We start from the raw sequence: 16,728 nt of genomic DNA, 5'->3' as shown, positions 1-16,728 counted from the left end.
CCTGGCGTAGTTAAGCGCAGAAGTCAGTTGTGTGGAGCACGTTTCAACGCCACGCTCCGCTCCAGCCGCTCAACGTTTTAACAACCGTTTGAGCACTCACGCCAATTAGTAAGCTGTGGCAAGCTTATAAGGATCCACGCCATTGACGACCATGGTTAATGGTCACAACCTTTAAATTGGCAACACCAGAGCAGCCCATCTGATGAACAGACCTGGTTTTCAGTGAATCAACTGAATCGATTGGTTTCCACCCATAGATTGTTATGGAAACGGTGAGATATTCAACCTACGCAAAATGTCCCGACCTCCTAATCGAAATCCGTTGGTGTTGCCGTACCACCGCAAAAGCGGGCGATTGTTTTGACCTCTAGCTTGCACAAGCACTTCGTAACATACTACGTCTATATTTCAGATATGCGTAATTTTGCCTAGCAACCGCCTCAGGGCGTGTGGCTCAGCAGTGAAATTTGTCTTTGTGGCTTTGCCACTTAGACAAAGACCTGATTTTGAGACAAGCCGCGCCTTTTGCGGATTGGCTCAAAACAGTGTCCACCGCGTTCCAGCCACGACAAACGTCCTGAGGCGGTTGCGTCCCCATCCAAACCCACCCACACCTGCAATCAAGCGCAGGTTTAAGAATAGGAACTGGACAGTTTCCAAACGATGCCACGAAATTGGTCTGGCTTTCATTTATCAGATGATTGCGGTACCATGACATTAGAATTGAATGATCGTTGAAAGGGGTATTTTGATGAAAACTTATACTGATTATTTTTTCGATGAACCTGCATTCAACACCCATGACGGGGGTTATGTCCCATTAGAAACTTCGAAGACGGCGCCGCAGCCGTTGCGGATCCCGGAGCTGTTGCAACCTGATCGTGTTGAAGGAAACGATGTTTATTACACGATCACGGCGCAAACTGGTTCGGTGCAAATGTTGCCTGGAGCGCCAACGAAAACTTGGGGCTTCAATGCCCCTTTCTTAGGACAAACGGCGGTTTTCCAAAATGGCCAAACGATCCACTTGCATTTGGTCAATCATTTGCCTGAGCTGACCACATTTCACTGGCACGGACTTGATATTCCCGGCCCGATCGAGGACGGCGGTTGTCACGCGCCAGTTTATCCTGATGGTAGTCGAGATGTAGCCTTCAAAGTTCAACAAATGGCGTCAACGAATTGGCTACATGCCCATCCCTGCCCGGAAACTGCGGCCCAAGTTTATCATGGTCTAGCGGCGCTGGCGATCGTTCAAGACGCGCACGAAGCCAGTTTGCCACTTCCTCGTGATTATGGCGTGGATGATATTCCCGTCATTTTGCAGGATCGGCGTTTTCACGAGGATAACCAGTGGGATTATCGGGCGGATTATGATCCCGATGGGGTACAAGGGCCAACCGCACTGGTCAATGGGACAGTCAACCCCTATTTCAATGTCACGACGCAAAAGGTGCGGCTGCGGATTCTCGATGGTGCCAATCGGCGGGAGTGGCGGTTGCATTTAAGTGATGACCTACCCCTAGTCCAAATCGCCGGTGATGCTAGTTTGTTGCCCGAACCAGTCGCCTTGACTCATGTGATGATCACTTGCGCAGAGCGGCAGGAATTCGTCGTTGATTTTGGTCAATATCAGCCTGGGGATGAAGTGACGCTATACTCTGACGAAACCCCATTACTGACTTTCCGGATCCAAGACTTTCAGCCCGACTCACGGCCGCTGCCGGAACATTTGCTAGATTTAGCCGTTCCAGACGCCGATCCAGAAATGCCGATCAAAAAAGTTGTTTTATCCGGCATGGATGAAGCGGTCATGATCGATGGGACAAAATTTGTGATGGATCGAATCGACTATCGCATGCCTTGGCATAAGTGTCAGATCTGGGACATCGAGAATACCAATGATGAAATGGGCGGTATGATCCATCCCTTCCATATGCACGGCACGGGCTTCAAGGTGATCTCCCGCAATGGTCACGCCCCCTATCCTAACGAAACTGGGCTCAAAGACGTGGTCAGCCTGAATCCTGGCGAACACGTTCAAATCAAGGTTTGGTTCAATGTAACTGGGGTCTTTATGTATCACTGTCATATTTTGGAACACGAAGATGGCGGCATGATGGCGCAACTGGAGGTCTTCGATCCTGAAAAGCCAAAAGTTCAATACGATTTGATGGACCATCACAAGATGATGCAGGCTTTCGCCGATGAACGTGGCGTTGAAATGAAAGATCTTTGGCTCGGTGGTATGAGTTCTTACGAAAAAATGAAGATGCATATGTGATTACGCCATCAGTTCTTCGCTGAATCAAAGCAGCGGGTCCATTAAAAAATCTGAGTTGACCGCATAAAGTGGCGAACTCAGATTTTTTGATGGCTTACTTTTCAGTTTTATTTACCAAACGAATATGTTTGAATCCAACGACTGTTTTGTTCTGCAGATCGGCGACCACTTCTTTATACTGATCATCGAAACTATCGATCGAAACCAAAGCCGAATTCTCATAAACTTTGGTGATCGTGCCTTTGAAACTCAGGGGGACATCCTGACTTTTCCGAACACTGATCTTTTCACCAACTGCTAATTCTGAACCTGTTACCACGCCAACACCAACTTCCTTTTACCATTACAATAAATCGTTTAATGTTATATCATGTTTTTAAAGGAAAGACAATGCTAAAATTCTATTTATTGTTACTTTGCCATGATTTTACTTTGAAGTCAGGGCTTTGTGGTCTAATATTGGCTTGAAAAGGTAGGTGATTTTCAAATGGAAAAAGATCTAGCAACACAACGGGACCAAATTCGTAGCGGCGCGATCTATAATGACCTGCGCCCACAATTAGTTGCGGCGCGAGCTCATGCGGTCAAGTTAACCAATGCCTATAATCAAAGTGTTGGTCAACCAGACACTGTTCGGCAGGCTCTTTTGAGTCAGTTACTCAAAAAAGTTGGTCGCAACGCATTTTTCGAACCTGATTTTCGGTGTGAATTTGGCGACAACATTAGTCTCGGCGATGATTTCTACGCTAACTTTGACTGCATCATGCTTGATGGTGCCACGATCACGATCGGTGATCAGGTTTTATTCGGACCCCGGGTCAGTCTTTACACCTCTAACCACGCGCCGGATGCAGACGAACGCGCAGCTGGCGCTTGTTATGCCAAGCCGATCAAGATCGGCGATCATGTTTGGCTAGGCGGTGGGGTTACTGTTGCTCCTGGTGTTTCGATCGGCGCTAACACGATCATTGGCGCTGGTAGTGTTGTCACCAAAAACATACCTGAAAACGTGATCGCTGTGGGGAACCCAGCGCATGTTTTGCGCGCGATCACCGCCGCGGATCGCCGCGGCTATGACCCAGAGCGTGACTAAGTGAGCCCAGATAATTTTACCGAATAATCTATTAAAAAATAAAAAAGACTCGATCCTGACGCGGATTATTTGCAGACCAGCGCCAAGATCACAGTCTTTTTTTGCCGTTTAGGCTGGTGCAAACTGACTCTCATATAGACGCGCATAATAACCCTGCGCTGCCAACAGTTCCTGGTGGGTGCCCTGCTCGATCACCTGGCCGTGATCCATCACCAAGATCAGATCTGCTTGACGGATCGTCGATAAACGGTGCGCGATCACAAAACTCGTTCGTCCTGCAGTCAACTTATTGAAGGCCTGCTGGATCTTCACCTCAGTATAAGTATCGATATTACTAGTCGCTTCATCTAAGATCAGCATGGGCGGATTGGCCAGCATCACCCGCGCGATCGTCAAAAGTTGGCGTTGCCCCACAGAAAGACTGTCGGTGGCTGCCTGCAACTCAGTATCATAGGCCTGCGGGAGTTGCTCAATGAATTCAGCGACACCACTTTCGGCCGCAACTTTTTTGATCGTGGCTAAATCAGCGTCGGGCTTGCCAAATGCAATATTTTCGCGGATCGTACCCGCAAATAACCAAGTATCTTGCAAAACGAGTCCGAATTGTTGACGTAGATTTTGTCGTGTCAATTGGCGAATATCTACGCCATCCAAGGTGATTTTCCCAGCGGTCACATCATAAAAGCGCATCAACAAATTGACCAGCGTCGTTTTCCCCGCGCCCGTTTGACCAACGATCGCCACCTGCTGCCCTGGACGGACCGTCAAATTCAGATCTGTGATCAACTTTTGGTCGCGCTCATAACTAAAAGCCACATGATCAAAAGCGACCGCACCACGAACAGCCGCGATCGTCTGTGCAGGATCGGGATCAGGTTGTTCCTCGGTCAGATCAATGATCTTAAAGATCCGTTTGGCGGAAGCATAGGCCGACTGAAATTGACTAGTCAAACTGGTAAAATCACTGAAAGGCTTGCCGAAAATCGTCGCAAAAATCAAGAAACTCGAGATCTCGCCTACACTGATTTGACCGCTGATCACACGCAAACCACCGACCATACCAATGATCGCGTACATGATATTATTGATCGCCCGTGCCGATGGGTTCGCAAAGGAAGAAATGAATTGCGACTTGAACCCCGTCCGATACAACTGTTGATTCAAATTTTCGAAGTGGGACTGGCTAGGGATCTCTTGTTGAAAAGCCTGCGCGATCTTCAGTCCTGCGATCGTTTCCTCCGCATAACCATTCAACGTGCCCAGATCATCAGCTTGTTGTTTGAAGTAGCCCTGAGAACGAGTCGTGATCACTCTGGTCGTTAAGAAAGACAAGGGGGCCGTGATCAAGACCATCAACGCCATCACCCAATCCAGTTTGACCATGATCACGATCGCGCCAACAATCGTAAAAATCGCCTGCAAGGTTGTCAATAATCCTTGCAAAACACCATCTGAGATCACTTCCACGTCATTAACAAATCGACTGGTCACATCGCCATGGGGATTGGTATCAAAGAAACGAAGCGGTAATAAACCAATTTTTGCAAACAATCGCGTCCGCAAGCGATTGACTCCAGTATAGGCAACTGTATTAGAGAACCAAGTCGCGAGCCAGAGAAAAAGATTGCTGATCAAGTAAAGTCCCAAAAGCAGTAAGAGATCTTGATTTAGTTGAGTAAAATCGACTTGCCCACGACCCACCAATTGATCGATGGTTTGCCCGACCAAGACTGGTGCGATCAAGGTCCCCACGACCGCGCCAACGGTCAGTAACGCCGCCGCGCCAAATAAATAACGTTTTTGATCGAAGTAGCTCAATAAGCGTTTAAAGACTGGCATTTTTCGCACCTACCTTATCTTGGTCCAATTGACTCGCCACTAATTCCTGATAAAACTGATTCGTCGCTAATAAACGTTCGTGCGTGTCAAAGCCAACTAACCGGCCGTTACGCAAAACCATCACTCGATCACAGTGTGCCACCGTACCGATCCGCTGCGAGACCAATAGCGTATTTTTTTTCCAAGATTGTTGTCGTAACTCGTGCAAAAAGTTTGCTTCCGTTAAATAATCCAAAGCGCTAGTCGCGTCATCCAACAATAAAAGCGGCGCTTGTTTGACCAACGCCCGTGCGATCGTCAAACGTTGCTTCTGTCCACCAGAGAAATTCCGTCCCCCGCGTTCGACGGGTGCATCCAGACCTGCCGGTAAGGCCTGAACGAATTCAGCCGCTTGGGCCGTCTTTAGGGCCTGCCACAATTGCGCGTCATTTGCCTGGGCTGCGCCCCATTGCAGATTGCTCCGGATCGTTCCCGTGAAAAGCATCGTTTCCTGAGGAACGATCGCGAACAATTGACGTAATTGATGCAAAGGGATCGTCCGACTATCTTGACCAAATAAGCGGATCTCACCTTGACTCGGTTGATAAAATCGCGGCAACAAATTCAAGAAAGTAGATTTCCCCGCGCCAGTCCCGCCAATGATCCCGACCGTTTCACCGTTATGTAACGCTAAAGTCAGGTTTTGCAACACCGCTGCACCCCGTTGGCCTTGCCGATCTGGAAAATAGAAATCGACCTGAGCCAGTGCGACCGTGGTGGGCTCGCTCAACTCCAGTGGCACCGTTGCGCTCGTTGTCGCGTCTTCTGTTAAAGGGGTATCCAAGATCTCATTGACCCGTTCTCCAGAAGCCATTGCCTTAGTCATCAAAATAACCAAATTTGATAGCATTAAGATTGCGGCGAGGATCATATTGACGTAATTGATCAGAGCCAAGACTGTGCCTTGTGCTAAAGTGCCCTGATCGACCCTGGTCCCACTGGACCAAAGGATCACGACGATCATTAAATTGACCACTAATCCGGTCAGGGGGTTATATAACGCCGATAGCCGCCCGATCCGTTGACCAGTAGCGGTGATTTCATCGTTAGCTTGATGAAATTTTTCACCCTCGGTCGTCATTTTTGTAAAAGCTCGGATCACCCGAACACCACTGAGATTTTCCTTGACCACCGCTGAAAGATGATCCAATTGGCGCTGATAACGGCGATATAACGGTGACATTCTGGTGGTCAACCAGTAAACGACGCCACCGAGAATCGGCGTCGCCACCAGCAAAATCAAAGCCAACCGCCAATCTAAAATGAAGGCCATCACTAAAGAACCCAAGATCATAAAAGGTGCCCGGGAAACTTGACGGATCATCATCGCCGTCCATAACTGTAATTGATTGACGTCATTGGTCAGTCTGGTCGTTAAGGTCGCGGTGCCGAATAGATCCTGTTGCTGATATGAAAGACCACTGATTTTTTTAAAAAGCGCTCGGCGTAGATCGGTCCCAAAACCTTGGGCCGAACGAGCCGCAAAATATTGACAGACTGAAGCAGAACCAAAGCCCAACAGCGCGATCGCCATCATCAAAACGCCATAACGCCAAACAAAGGCCTGATCTCGCTGTTTGACCCCACGATCAACGATGATCGCCATTAAACTGGGTAGCATCAATTCACAGATCACCTCAATGAATTTGAAGCAAGCGCCCAAAATCGCCTGTTGTCGATAAGGACCCAGATACCCGCGCAATTTCCACACAATGATTTCCTCCTATTAACTCGTACATTCATCTTACCGCGCCCGCCCACAAAAAAAAAGACTGACCCCTCTAGACTGACTGGTTTGAATCAACTTATCAGGTGACCTCCGCCTAAAGAAATGACGGAACTGCGACTTTCGACGGACGACAGTGACACGTGCTTCAGGGATAATTAAAATAACGATAAGATCTCACGAAGGAGTTTCCTCATGATCAAAAGGCAAATCTCAATGGGTATTTCTTTACTTTCATTAACAAGCATTGGCCTCTTAATGACAAATGACGAAAATATTGGTTTGATTGCCCTGCTCAAACGACTACCTCGTTTCTGGCTGGTTTTTCTTTTGATTGCTTTTATTTTGATCACCTTAGCGATCGGTTACGCTTGGTGGCGTTTGCCTGCCGTGGTAGGTAAGTTCGCAATGATCATTTTGATGACCATTTTCATTGGAATCATTATTTGGGCCTTACTACAATCAGATCAGCGCAAAACTTTACACTTGATCATCAGTGCCTCGATCGGATTGATCACCGCTGCGACTAGTCTTTTGGGGCTACATCAGCAAACCAGTCTAGAATGGAAATAAGCTAAGCGCAGCAATTTCGGCGCTACAATACTTTACCCACTTATCCCCGTGAAAACATGCTAAAATAAGAAATAGTTGATAACATGGCTAGTCGTCATGTAGTGGGGGTTGGGGTAGTGAGTAAAGCAAGGAAGCAACGGCAATTATTTCCCAGTATTCGTTTTTGGTCACAATGTAATCGATTATTTTGGCGCTATTGGCCCCAGATCCTGATTTTTTCGGTCTTACTGAATTTCTTGGTCGGGATCCTAGTCACGGCCATGCGGCGCCTGACCAGTTGGCTCTTGGTCAAGTTTGATGTTGCCTACTTATCCTATACCAATATCACCACCGTCGCGTTTCAAAAACCGTGGTTAGTCTTTATTTTGCTATTATTGCTGGCGGTGATCCTAGCACTAGTCTATTGGCAATTTACGATTTTTATTTTGTTCGTCAATGATCTTAGCCAAGATCAACGGCCCCATTTCCGTCAATTATTGCGGCGTGCTGGGCGCAAATTTAAATTACTTAATTTTAAAACTTTTCTCTTTTTGACTTTATTCTTCATTTTGATGTTACCTGTTTTGAGTAGTTTCTTCTCCACCCCACTTTTGGGAAAAGTCGTGATCCCGGATTTCATTATGGCCTTTATCGACGTCCACTTGTGGTATCCCTGGATCATCGCCGGGCTCTATCTGATCAGTCTTTGGTTAGGCCTTCGCTACTTATATGTTCTCCCCTTGATGGTCCTCTATGATGAATCAGTGACCAGCGCTCGCCACCATAGTTGGGAATTGACTCGAAAGAATAATTGGCGTAATTTTCGTAAAGGCGCAGTCGGTTTGATTTTTGCCGGTGCACTTTTTGGCATTCTCAACAGCCTACTTTTCTGGTTACAGACCGCGTTCGATCTGACCGATTTTGCTTTTATCGGTGCTAATTTGACGATGTTACTTACCGCATTAGTGACTTTGCTTTTCGGTAGTTATACCACGATGGTCTTACTGTTGTTGATGCAATCACCACTTCCACGGCCATTACCGCCGACCTATCAGCCCCACCACCCGCACTTCTGGCGTTATCTCACCGGCTTAGTCTGTGGTCTTTATTTATTGACTTTTGGCCTTTTCAATTATGGCTATCTGAAGAACTTGACCAGCACTCAGCCCTTATTGATCTCACATCGGGGCGTCGACGCTGGCAATGGCGTGCAGAATACGATCCCAGCCTTAACGAAAACGGCCGCAAAAAAGCCTGACTATATTGAAATGGATGTTCAAGAAACCAAAGATGGTCAATATGTTTGCTTCCATGATCCTACCTTACGGGTCTTAGCGGGACGGCGTGAGCGACCCCAAGATCTGACTTTGGCCCAGTTACAAAAAATCACGGTCAAAGAAAATGGCCACCAAGCCAAGATCCCTAGTTTCGATGATTACTTGGCCCAAGCAACTCGTCTTGACCAAAAATTATTGATCGAGTACAAAGTTTCCCGTCAAGATAGTCCCACAGCAGTCAAGAATTTCATAAAACGCTATCAAAACCGGATCCGTGAAAATCAGGGGCAGGTCCAATCCCTTGATTATCAGGCGATCGCCACAGTCAAGACAGAATCGTCCCAGACATTTTCAGCCTATATCATGCCCTATAATTTTGCCTTTCCCAATACGGAAATGAACGCTTACGCAATGGAAGTCACCACACTTAATAGTGACTTTGTCGATCAGGCGCACGAACACCAGCAATTGGTTTATAGTTGGGATGTCAATGACTCCAGCACATTGAATCGGATGATGTTCTTCAACGTAGATGGCATCATCACCGACCGCTTGACCACCATGCGCCAGCATTTACATGACAATCAGAAGCAACCGCAATATGCGTCATTGATGAGCAACTATCGCGATATCGTAAATTTGGTCTGGAATGACTAAAAAAGATCATTAGCAGGCCAGATTATAGTCATTATAATCTGGCCTGTGTTATAGTATGAGTATCTTTTTAGGAAGAGGTTAAAAATAATGGGCATTATAGAATTACAAAATGTGAGCTACGCTGATGGCGACCAAACGATCATCCATCATGTCGATCTAAGTGTGACCGCCGGCGATTTCTTAACGATCAGTGGCCCCTCTGGCTGTGGTAAAAGTACTTTACTAAAACTGATTGCTTCCCTGATCTCACCAACTAGCGGTACGATCAGCTTCAATGGCAAAAATCAAAACGATTATGACTACCCCACTTATCGGCAACAAGTTTCCTACTGCTTCCAACAGCCGACCTTGTTTGATACTAGTGTTCTTGACAATCTTAGTCTACCTTTTCAAATTCGCGGCGTCCCATTTGATGAGAACAAAATCAGCGCGCTTTTACAATTAGTCGATCTGCCGCTGACCTTCCTTGATAAAAAGATCATTGACCTGTCTGGCGGCGAAAAACAGCGTGTCGCCTTGATCCGTAATTTGGTTTTCCCGCCACAGGTCCTTTTATTGGACGAGGTAACTGTCGGCCTTGATACCCGTAGCAAAACCATCGTTCAAGCACTGATCAAGAATGTGCAACACCAAGCGACTACCTTGATCCAGGTCACTCACGACGAGACCGAGATCGCCGCGGCAGCACATTTGATCGAAATGCGTCAGGGGGCTTTGCAAAAATGAGTCAATTATTAGTGAATAACGTTACTTTGGTTTTTGCTTTCGCGCTAGTGCTGGTCGCTATGCTGATCAGCTATCGGGAAAAATTAGGTTTAAACAAAGATATTCTCTTGAGTATCTTCCGGGCGATCGTTCAATTGACGCTGATCGGCTACGTTTTGAAATATATTTTCAAGATCAATAACACCTTCTTAACGATCTTGATGTGTCTTTTCATTATTTTTAACGCGGCTTGGAACGCCTATAAACGCAATCCTAACAGCAATCGTAATTATTGGGAGACTTTCGCAGCCTTATTCATCAGCACCACGATCACCTTGGGCATCATCATGCTGACTGGGTCATTGAAATTCATTCCCTCGCAAGTGATCCCGATCACCGGAATGATCGCCAGTAACTCGATGGTCGCAGTGGGGCTTTGTTATCGCAATCTACACAGTCAATTTCGTGATCAGCGGCAACAGATCCTAGAAAAATTGGCTCTCGGCGCACCGATCAAATTAGCGGCGATCACAATTTTGCGAGAAAGCATCAAAACCGCGATGCAACCAACGATCGATTCCGCAAAAACAATGGGTCTGGTCAGTTTGCCCGGGATGATGTCCGGCCTGATTTTCGCCGGGGTCGACCCCGTCAGCGCGATCCGTTATCAGATCCTAGTCACGTTCATGCTCCTTTCGACTACCAGCCTCGGCGCGATCATCGCCGGCTATCTGGCTTATCGGCGCTATTTCAATGATCGTCAACAATTACTAGACCAAAACTAAAAGTACAGGCGTATCCGTGTTCAAAACGGTACGCCTGTACTTTTCTTTGAAATTCAATCTATTTGATAGGTAATGATCTGAAACTGCAGTAGACCCTTCACGATCATCAATTGTAAACGAATAACGCCAGCAACGGTGTCGACGCGAAACTAGCCTAGATTACCCACGAGCCATTTACGTTTATAACGGAAATCTTGCAGTAATTGAGTACTGTCCCAATGATTGACGACCATCGCGGTCAAAGAATCAATAATGATCTCCAAAATAAAATAGAGAAAACTGATCATTTCATCATCATCTTGAATATTGAATTGATTTTTGCGAATAACTTCGATCACCCGATCGACAAATGCCGTGGTCTGTCCCGGTTGGATCTCCCGCACGGCCAGTTCCGCGTTCGAGCGAGTCAATAAATTGATACGCCGCCAATAACGCGTATTAGGTTTCAATTTACCACACCACGCCAAGTAATGCTCGATCCCCGCGAAAAAATCCTCTTGATTTTCGTCGATACTCCGCAAAATATCATGACGAATGATCTTGGAATTTTGCGCCAAAGTATAATGATAAGCATCGTTCAGATCTTCAAAGTATTTATAAAAAGCGCCGCGGGACATTTCCATCCGTTCAACGATTTCCGTGACTTTGACCTGACTGACCGGCCGATTATAAAAAATCTCCAATAATAGCTGTTCGATCTCTTTTTGCCGGGTCGCTGGCAAGTTCAAAAACGTTTCTTTAGGCAAACCCTGACCTCCTCAAAGTGACACAATGTTACTCCAAGGTTTATTATAACAACGAAATGAACGCTTGTCACGTCAGCGCTTTCACGTTTCACCTCACCAGCGATCGCCGTAGTTTACTCGACCACGGTCCAATCGTGGATCGATTTACCCTCAGCATCTTTCAACACTAACCAACTATTCGTTCCAGCGAAGTATAAAAACAGGCCCACCTCATTAACACTTTTGAGCACGATATCCGTTGTGGTCACGAAATCCGTAAACTCGCCTTGATGTTCCTGCCGCAACTGTTGCGCGAACCGGGCGGAGAACCCTAATTCACCGTTCTGATTCAATGGCGCCTCCGCCTTCATGCGCGCGCCTTTTTTAATGACCATTTCATTTCGCTTACGCCAGACCACTTCCGCAATCGCCTGTTCATGATCCACAAAAAAGGTTTTCGCGGCAACAGCCCGTGACCAGCGATGACGTGGTTTCGCCGCTGGCTTCTTGGGCGCCACTTCAGAGGTAGCCTTGTCTGAAGGCACGACCCGTAGATCATAACGCAATCCTAACTGCTGCAACAACGTTTCTACCAATTCAACATAAGCTAGATCAGCTGCCGAAAGATCATGATCTGTGGCCTGGCCAGTGAGCCGCCAATGCCAAAAGTCACGAACATCGGCGACAGTGACTGTTGGTGGTGGCATTAATTGGACGCCGACTTGACCTGCAGCCAAGTCAACAGCTGGTGGTGTCACAGCTTGTAGCTGACCACCATCGAAAAGTAAAACTGCCCCTTCTGTTGGCAATGTCCCTGTACTTTGCAAGATAACTTTGCCTAACGCCGCCCCCATATCTAAAATCAAACTCGTAGGTGTTAGCGTTCCTGATACCGTTTGTTCCATCTTGAGCCACCTCATCTTCACATGATCAACGACCGCATTTGCGATTGCTACAGCTTAGATTGTGCCCTAACTAACTCAAAAAAGCAAGCGGTACCAAGAGAATGATCACTTCTTAATCAAAAAATATTTACCGTCCTGATTCTCGGATAAGGGCAATCGTGCGCGCGCTCACGATCAAAGGCCACACCGATCAACGAAAGGATCACATGGTCGCTTTAAAGAAAGATAGTAGCTCGGCGCGAGTCAACGCCTTTTTGGCAGCGGAATCCAAATCCTTGACCAAACGCCCATTTTGTAAAAGTAGCAGACGATCACCATATTTCAAGGCATCATCTAGCCGATGAGTGATCATCAAACAAGTCAAATGCTGCTCTTTGATCAGTTGAGCCGTTAATTGCATCAATTGCGCTGACGATTTAGGATCCAACGCCGCCGTATGTTCGTCTAATAACAATAGCTTCGGCGCGACCATCGTTGCCATCAATAAACTCAACGCCTGGCGCTGACCACCGGACAGTTCTCCTGCCGGTGTATTGAGTTGCCGCTCCAGCCCATTACCGACCTGCGCGCAACGGCGTTCATATTCAGGTAATTTTTCCTTAAGCGAGCGGCGGCGTAACGCCCGCTTTTGCCCACGCAATTCGGCCAATGAAAGATTTTCCGCCACGGTCATCCGCGGTGCCGTTCCCAGCTTAGGATCTTGAAAAACTCGTGACAATAATCGCGCGTGCGCCGCTTCTGATGCCTGGGTGATGTCAGTGCCTGCTAGAATGATCCGCCCGGAAGTCGGACGCAAGCTTCCCGAGATCAGATTGAACAAGGTACTTTTACCAGCGCCGTTATTGCCGAGAACGGTGACGAAATCACCTTCCGCCAAACTCAAATCAACGTGATCCAATAGGATTTTTTCACCATTACCATCACCAGAAACGATTTTTGTTAACTTATCCAAGGTTAATAATGCCATCAAACTTGCCCCGCTTTCTTAGTCTTGAGAATCTTAGTGCGCAACTGTGGCAACATCAAACAGATTGCCAAGACTGTCGCTGAAATGATTTTTAGATAAGTCGTGTCAAAACCGGCCCAAATGATCAAAGAAATCAGTAATTGGTAAAGTATGCTCCCGACCACGACCGCCAATAGTCGTTCTAATAAGGATAACTCATGAAAAAGAACTTCACCGATAATGATCGAAGCCAGGCCGATCACGATTACCCCGATCCCTTTCGAGGCATCCGCGTAGCCATCATTTTGCGCCACCAGTGCGCCGGATAAGGCAATGACACCATTGGACAAAGTCAGTCCCAAGATCTTCATTCGGTCCGTATTGATCCCCAAAGAACGGGCCATTTTTTCATTGTCGCCAGTTGCGATGTAGGCCTGGCCTAAGTCAGTTTGAAAGAATAGGTATAAACAGGTTACCAAGATACCCACACTGAGTAGACCAAGGATCACCAAATCGAAATATGGCGGTAACGGCAACTCACTGAACGCGTTTTGCAGACGAGGATAATCAAGTAAGCTTAGGTTAGGGCTTTTCATCACGAACAGGATGACCGAATTCAAACCAGACATGACTAGGATCCCAGCCAAGATCACAGGTATCTTGCCCTTTGTATACAAAAGTCCCGTGACCAATCCGGCGAGCATGCCAGCGCCAACACCAAGCACAGTAGCCAGTAAAGGTGGTACGCCTTGGCTGATCGCAGTCACGCAGACCGCGCCTCCTAAGGGAAAGGTCCCTTCAGCCGTCATATCTGGAAAATCTAAGATCCGAAAAGTCATGAAGATCCCTAATCCTAGTAATGCCCATAATAAACCTTGACCAATCGTTGAAACGATCATTATTTTGTCGCTCCTTTCGTTGTTGTCACAAATTTTGCCGTTTGGGCCAAATCATCGTGGATCTTGATTCCCAAGCGTTGCGCCTGATCCTGATTGATGATCAGATCGCCACGCTTAAACGTATAAACCGGCATTTTTGCCGGCCGCGCTTGACCAGATAGGATCTGGGCGACCATTTTCCCAGTTTGGATCCCCAATTGACGTTGATTGATTCCGACCGTTGCCAGCCCACCTTGACGTACCATCGTATCCACGGCTGGAAAAACGGGGAGTTGTTGTCGATCGGCTTCAGCTACCACCGTGCTCATCGCATTAGCCAAGGTATTATCTAATGGCAAAAGGAGAAAATCGACTTGACGCGCCAACACTTGAACGGTAGTCGCGATCTCATTAGTCGTCGCCACTGGTTTTTTGATCACTTTCAAACCTAGTTTCGTCGCCGCAGCTGTGGCCGTGGCTACTTGAGCCTTTGAATTAGCCTCTTGTGATGAATACAAGATCCCCACAGTTTTGCTCGCCGGGATCAGTTGGCGCGCCAACGTTAAAATACTCGCCAATGGTGGCTGGTCAGAAACACCCGTGATATTACCACAGGGCTTTTGCATATCTTGAACCAAGCCAGCACTGACTGGATCAGTGACGGCTCCTAAAACGATCGGCGTTGTTTGCGTTGTATTAGCTAATGCCTGAGCGGCCGGCGTGGCGATACCTACTAAAACATCTGCTTTCTCTTGGACCAATTGTTGACTCATCGTCGTCAATTTACTTTGATCAGCTTGACCATTTTGAAACTTGATCGTCAAATTTTTTCCTACCGAATAACCACTCGCTCGTAAGCCAGAGATCACACCAGCCTTGATCTGATCCAGGGCCGGATGACTGACATATTGCAAGATCCCCACGACTTTCTTTTGTGTGCGCTGCGCTGATTTCTGAGTGCTTTTCGTCTTGGTGTCAGTAGTTGCTGCGTGCTGTTCCAAAAACCCACCTCCGATCAGTAGTAATGTTAAACCAATGATCGTATATCTTAATCGCCGATTACCCATAGCTATTCCTCCATTTTCAAACAATAAAAAAGCAACTACCCGAAGGCAATTGCGGTATAAAAATACCGCATAGATCAGATCATCTATGCGGCCATTGTTTACTTTGTCAGCATAGACACAACATTAGAAAAGTCTCTAAAGTGTTGTATCCATGGAATAACGTACAAGTTCCCATCAATACAACTTATCTACGCCAGCTTTGCCATGATTTTAATGATTTCGCGTGGGTCAATGATAGTTGGGTCATGATGGTCACTCCTTTACTTGATTATTTTCAGACTACCTTGGATCAGGCGATTCGTCAAGCGCTTTTTTGATATTTCTGCTAAAATTTCATTTTAACCGGCGTTTAGCAAGGGCGTCCCCACTTTTCTGTCCATATATCTGACCAGGAGCACGACCAAAAAAGTCGCCTATCTAACGATCAAGTTCCTCAACTCACCTAGTCATAATCACAAGACGCACTCACCATTCATAACGCCGTTATAACGGCTGGTCCGCAACCAGCCTTCCTCAGATCAACATCCCTATCGAATACTTAACCTTGATCCATTGGCAAAAAGTGGTTACAGTAAAATCAGAGCTATTGATGATCATCTGAACGTTTCATACTGATAGAGTGGTTCGTATAACGCCGCAATAAAACGGTCAATATAATCGCTTTTACTTTTGCCAAGGCTGGGCCTATGCTATGCTAAACGAGCAAAGGGGGAGTCAAGATGACTATCGGAGTTCAGATCAGCGCCGCCCGGCGGAGATCAGGTTGGAGTCAGACAGAATTGGCCCAGCAAATGAAGGTAACGCTTGATCAGATCACGGCTTGGGAGACTGATCGACTACAACCTACGAATGATCAGATGCAACAACTCGAGCGACTTTTAGCGATTTCATTGACACACGAGTTGAACACACACCGGCCTGAACAACTGAATCCCCATTTATTTGCTGGTCCTTGGCTCAAATTACTATTGTTTGGCGTCCCAACCATTTTTCTGATTGCGGTCATGATCCCCGTGATCATGATCGTGACTGGGGGACGTTATTCGCTGATGGTTGTGAGCATCAGCGTGGTCAGTGTTTTATTCTTGTTGATCCTGATCCTACTGCTGGTCTTCCATTTGCGCGATCCACTGCTTCGCTCCCTGCGACGCTTACGTCGAGAAAATCGTGACTAGGTCTCTGCGCGCAGCTACTCGTCATGTCGATGCCAGTAATTGATTTTGATTGATGAGCCGACATCGTTGCTCTAG

At 46.9% G+C, this 16,728-nt stretch carries 16 protein-coding genes; 8 read left to right on the top strand and 8 right to left on the bottom strand.

The annotated features are described in order from the left end of the window. Positions 1-751 precede the first annotated feature (751 nt). A complete protein-coding gene (locus tag OCU21_RS06045; protein WP_261806538.1) occupies positions 752-2,284 on the top strand; it encodes a multicopper oxidase family protein in 1,533 nt (510 codons plus the stop codon). 94 nt (positions 2,285-2,378) lie between these two features. Here the strand turns inward: OCU21_RS06045 and OCU21_RS06040 are convergent, their stop codons facing one another. Next, positions 2,379-2,603, bottom strand: coding sequence for a hypothetical protein (locus OCU21_RS06040; RefSeq protein ID WP_261806537.1), 225 nt, complete (start codon positions 2,601-2,603; stop codon positions 2,379-2,381). 168 nt (positions 2,604-2,771) lie between these two features. Here OCU21_RS06040 and OCU21_RS06035 point away from each other — a divergent pair, with 168 nt between their 5' ends. Then, complete coding sequence (locus tag OCU21_RS06035; RefSeq protein ID WP_261806536.1) at positions 2,772-3,377, top strand: sugar O-acetyltransferase; 606 nt, start codon at positions 2,772-2,774, stop codon at positions 3,375-3,377. Positions 3,378-3,485: 108 nt separating this feature from the next. Here OCU21_RS06035 and OCU21_RS06030 read toward each other — a convergent pair whose 3' ends face one another. Together OCU21_RS06030 and OCU21_RS06025 are read right to left on the bottom strand one after the other, a co-directional pair. Further along, positions 3,486-5,216: an ABC transporter ATP-binding protein gene (locus tag OCU21_RS06030; RefSeq protein ID WP_261806535.1), complete on the bottom strand. Its 1,731-nt coding sequence runs from the start codon at positions 5,214-5,216 to the stop codon at positions 3,486-3,488. After that, a complete protein-coding gene (locus OCU21_RS06025) occupies positions 5,203-6,966 on the bottom strand; it encodes an ABC transporter ATP-binding protein (RefSeq protein WP_261806534.1) in 1,764 nt (587 codons plus the stop codon). Before OCU21_RS06025 ends, OCU21_RS06030 begins: the two co-directional genes overlap by 14 nt. A gap of 210 nt (positions 6,967-7,176) precedes the next feature. Here OCU21_RS06025 and OCU21_RS06020 point away from each other — a divergent pair, with 210 nt between their 5' ends. From OCU21_RS06020 to OCU21_RS06005, 4 genes are all read left to right on the top strand, one after another. Beyond that, entirely contained in the window at positions 7,177-7,554 is a 378-nt protein-coding gene (locus OCU21_RS06020) for a hypothetical protein (protein WP_261806533.1), read from the top strand. Positions 7,555-7,670: 116 nt separating this feature from the next. After that, positions 7,671-9,467, top strand: coding sequence for a glycerophosphodiester phosphodiesterase (locus tag OCU21_RS06015; protein ID WP_261806532.1), 1,797 nt, complete (start codon positions 7,671-7,673; stop codon positions 9,465-9,467). A gap of 87 nt (positions 9,468-9,554) precedes the next feature. Further along, entirely contained in the window at positions 9,555-10,193 is a 639-nt protein-coding gene (locus tag OCU21_RS06010; RefSeq protein WP_261806531.1) for an ABC transporter ATP-binding protein, read from the top strand. After that, positions 10,190-10,957, top strand: coding sequence for an ABC transporter permease (locus OCU21_RS06005; RefSeq protein WP_261806530.1), 768 nt, complete (start codon positions 10,190-10,192; stop codon positions 10,955-10,957). Before OCU21_RS06010 ends, OCU21_RS06005 begins: the two co-directional genes overlap by 4 nt. Before the next feature lie 149 nt (positions 10,958-11,106). Here the strand turns inward: OCU21_RS06005 and OCU21_RS06000 are convergent, their stop codons facing one another. The 5 genes from OCU21_RS06000 to trpX form a co-directional block, all read right to left on the bottom strand. Then, positions 11,107-11,703, bottom strand: coding sequence for a TetR/AcrR family transcriptional regulator (locus tag OCU21_RS06000; RefSeq protein ID WP_261806529.1), 597 nt, complete (start codon positions 11,701-11,703; stop codon positions 11,107-11,109). Between the two features lie 113 nt (positions 11,704-11,816). Further along, positions 11,817-12,587 (bottom strand): hypothetical protein, encoded by a 771-nt coding sequence (locus OCU21_RS05995; protein WP_261806528.1) that lies wholly within the window; start codon positions 12,585-12,587, stop codon positions 11,817-11,819. 202 nt (positions 12,588-12,789) lie between these two features. Beyond that, positions 12,790-13,557 (bottom strand): ABC transporter ATP-binding protein, encoded by a 768-nt coding sequence (locus tag OCU21_RS05990; RefSeq protein WP_261806527.1) that lies wholly within the window; start codon positions 13,555-13,557, stop codon positions 12,790-12,792. After that, entirely contained in the window at positions 13,554-14,432 is an 879-nt protein-coding gene (locus OCU21_RS05985; protein ID WP_261806526.1) for an ABC transporter permease, read from the bottom strand. Before OCU21_RS05985 ends, OCU21_RS05990 begins: the two co-directional genes overlap by 4 nt. Next, positions 14,432-15,478 (bottom strand): tryptophan ABC transporter substrate-binding protein, encoded by a 1,047-nt coding sequence (gene trpX / locus OCU21_RS05980; RefSeq protein ID WP_261806525.1) that lies wholly within the window; start codon positions 15,476-15,478, stop codon positions 14,432-14,434. Before trpX ends, OCU21_RS05985 begins: the two co-directional genes overlap by 1 nt. Positions 15,479-15,618: 140 nt before the next feature. Here trpX and OCU21_RS05975 point away from each other — a divergent pair, with 140 nt between their 5' ends. Together OCU21_RS05975 and OCU21_RS05970 are read left to right on the top strand one after the other, a co-directional pair. Continuing rightward, a complete protein-coding gene (locus OCU21_RS05975; protein ID WP_261806524.1) occupies positions 15,619-15,795 on the top strand; it encodes a hypothetical protein in 177 nt (58 codons plus the stop codon). Positions 15,796-16,197: 402 nt separating this feature from the next. After that, a complete protein-coding gene (locus OCU21_RS05970; protein WP_261806523.1) occupies positions 16,198-16,653 on the top strand; it encodes a helix-turn-helix domain-containing protein in 456 nt (151 codons plus the stop codon). Positions 16,654-16,728: the final 75 nt, after the last annotated feature.

Source organism: Lapidilactobacillus luobeiensis (assembly GCF_024345205.1).
In the GTDB taxonomy this organism is placed as follows: domain Bacteria; phylum Bacillota; class Bacilli; order Lactobacillales; family Lactobacillaceae; genus Lapidilactobacillus; species Lapidilactobacillus luobeiensis.
Note: the sequence above shows the minus strand (reverse complement) of the source record. Positions and strands in the feature narration are given on the sequence as shown.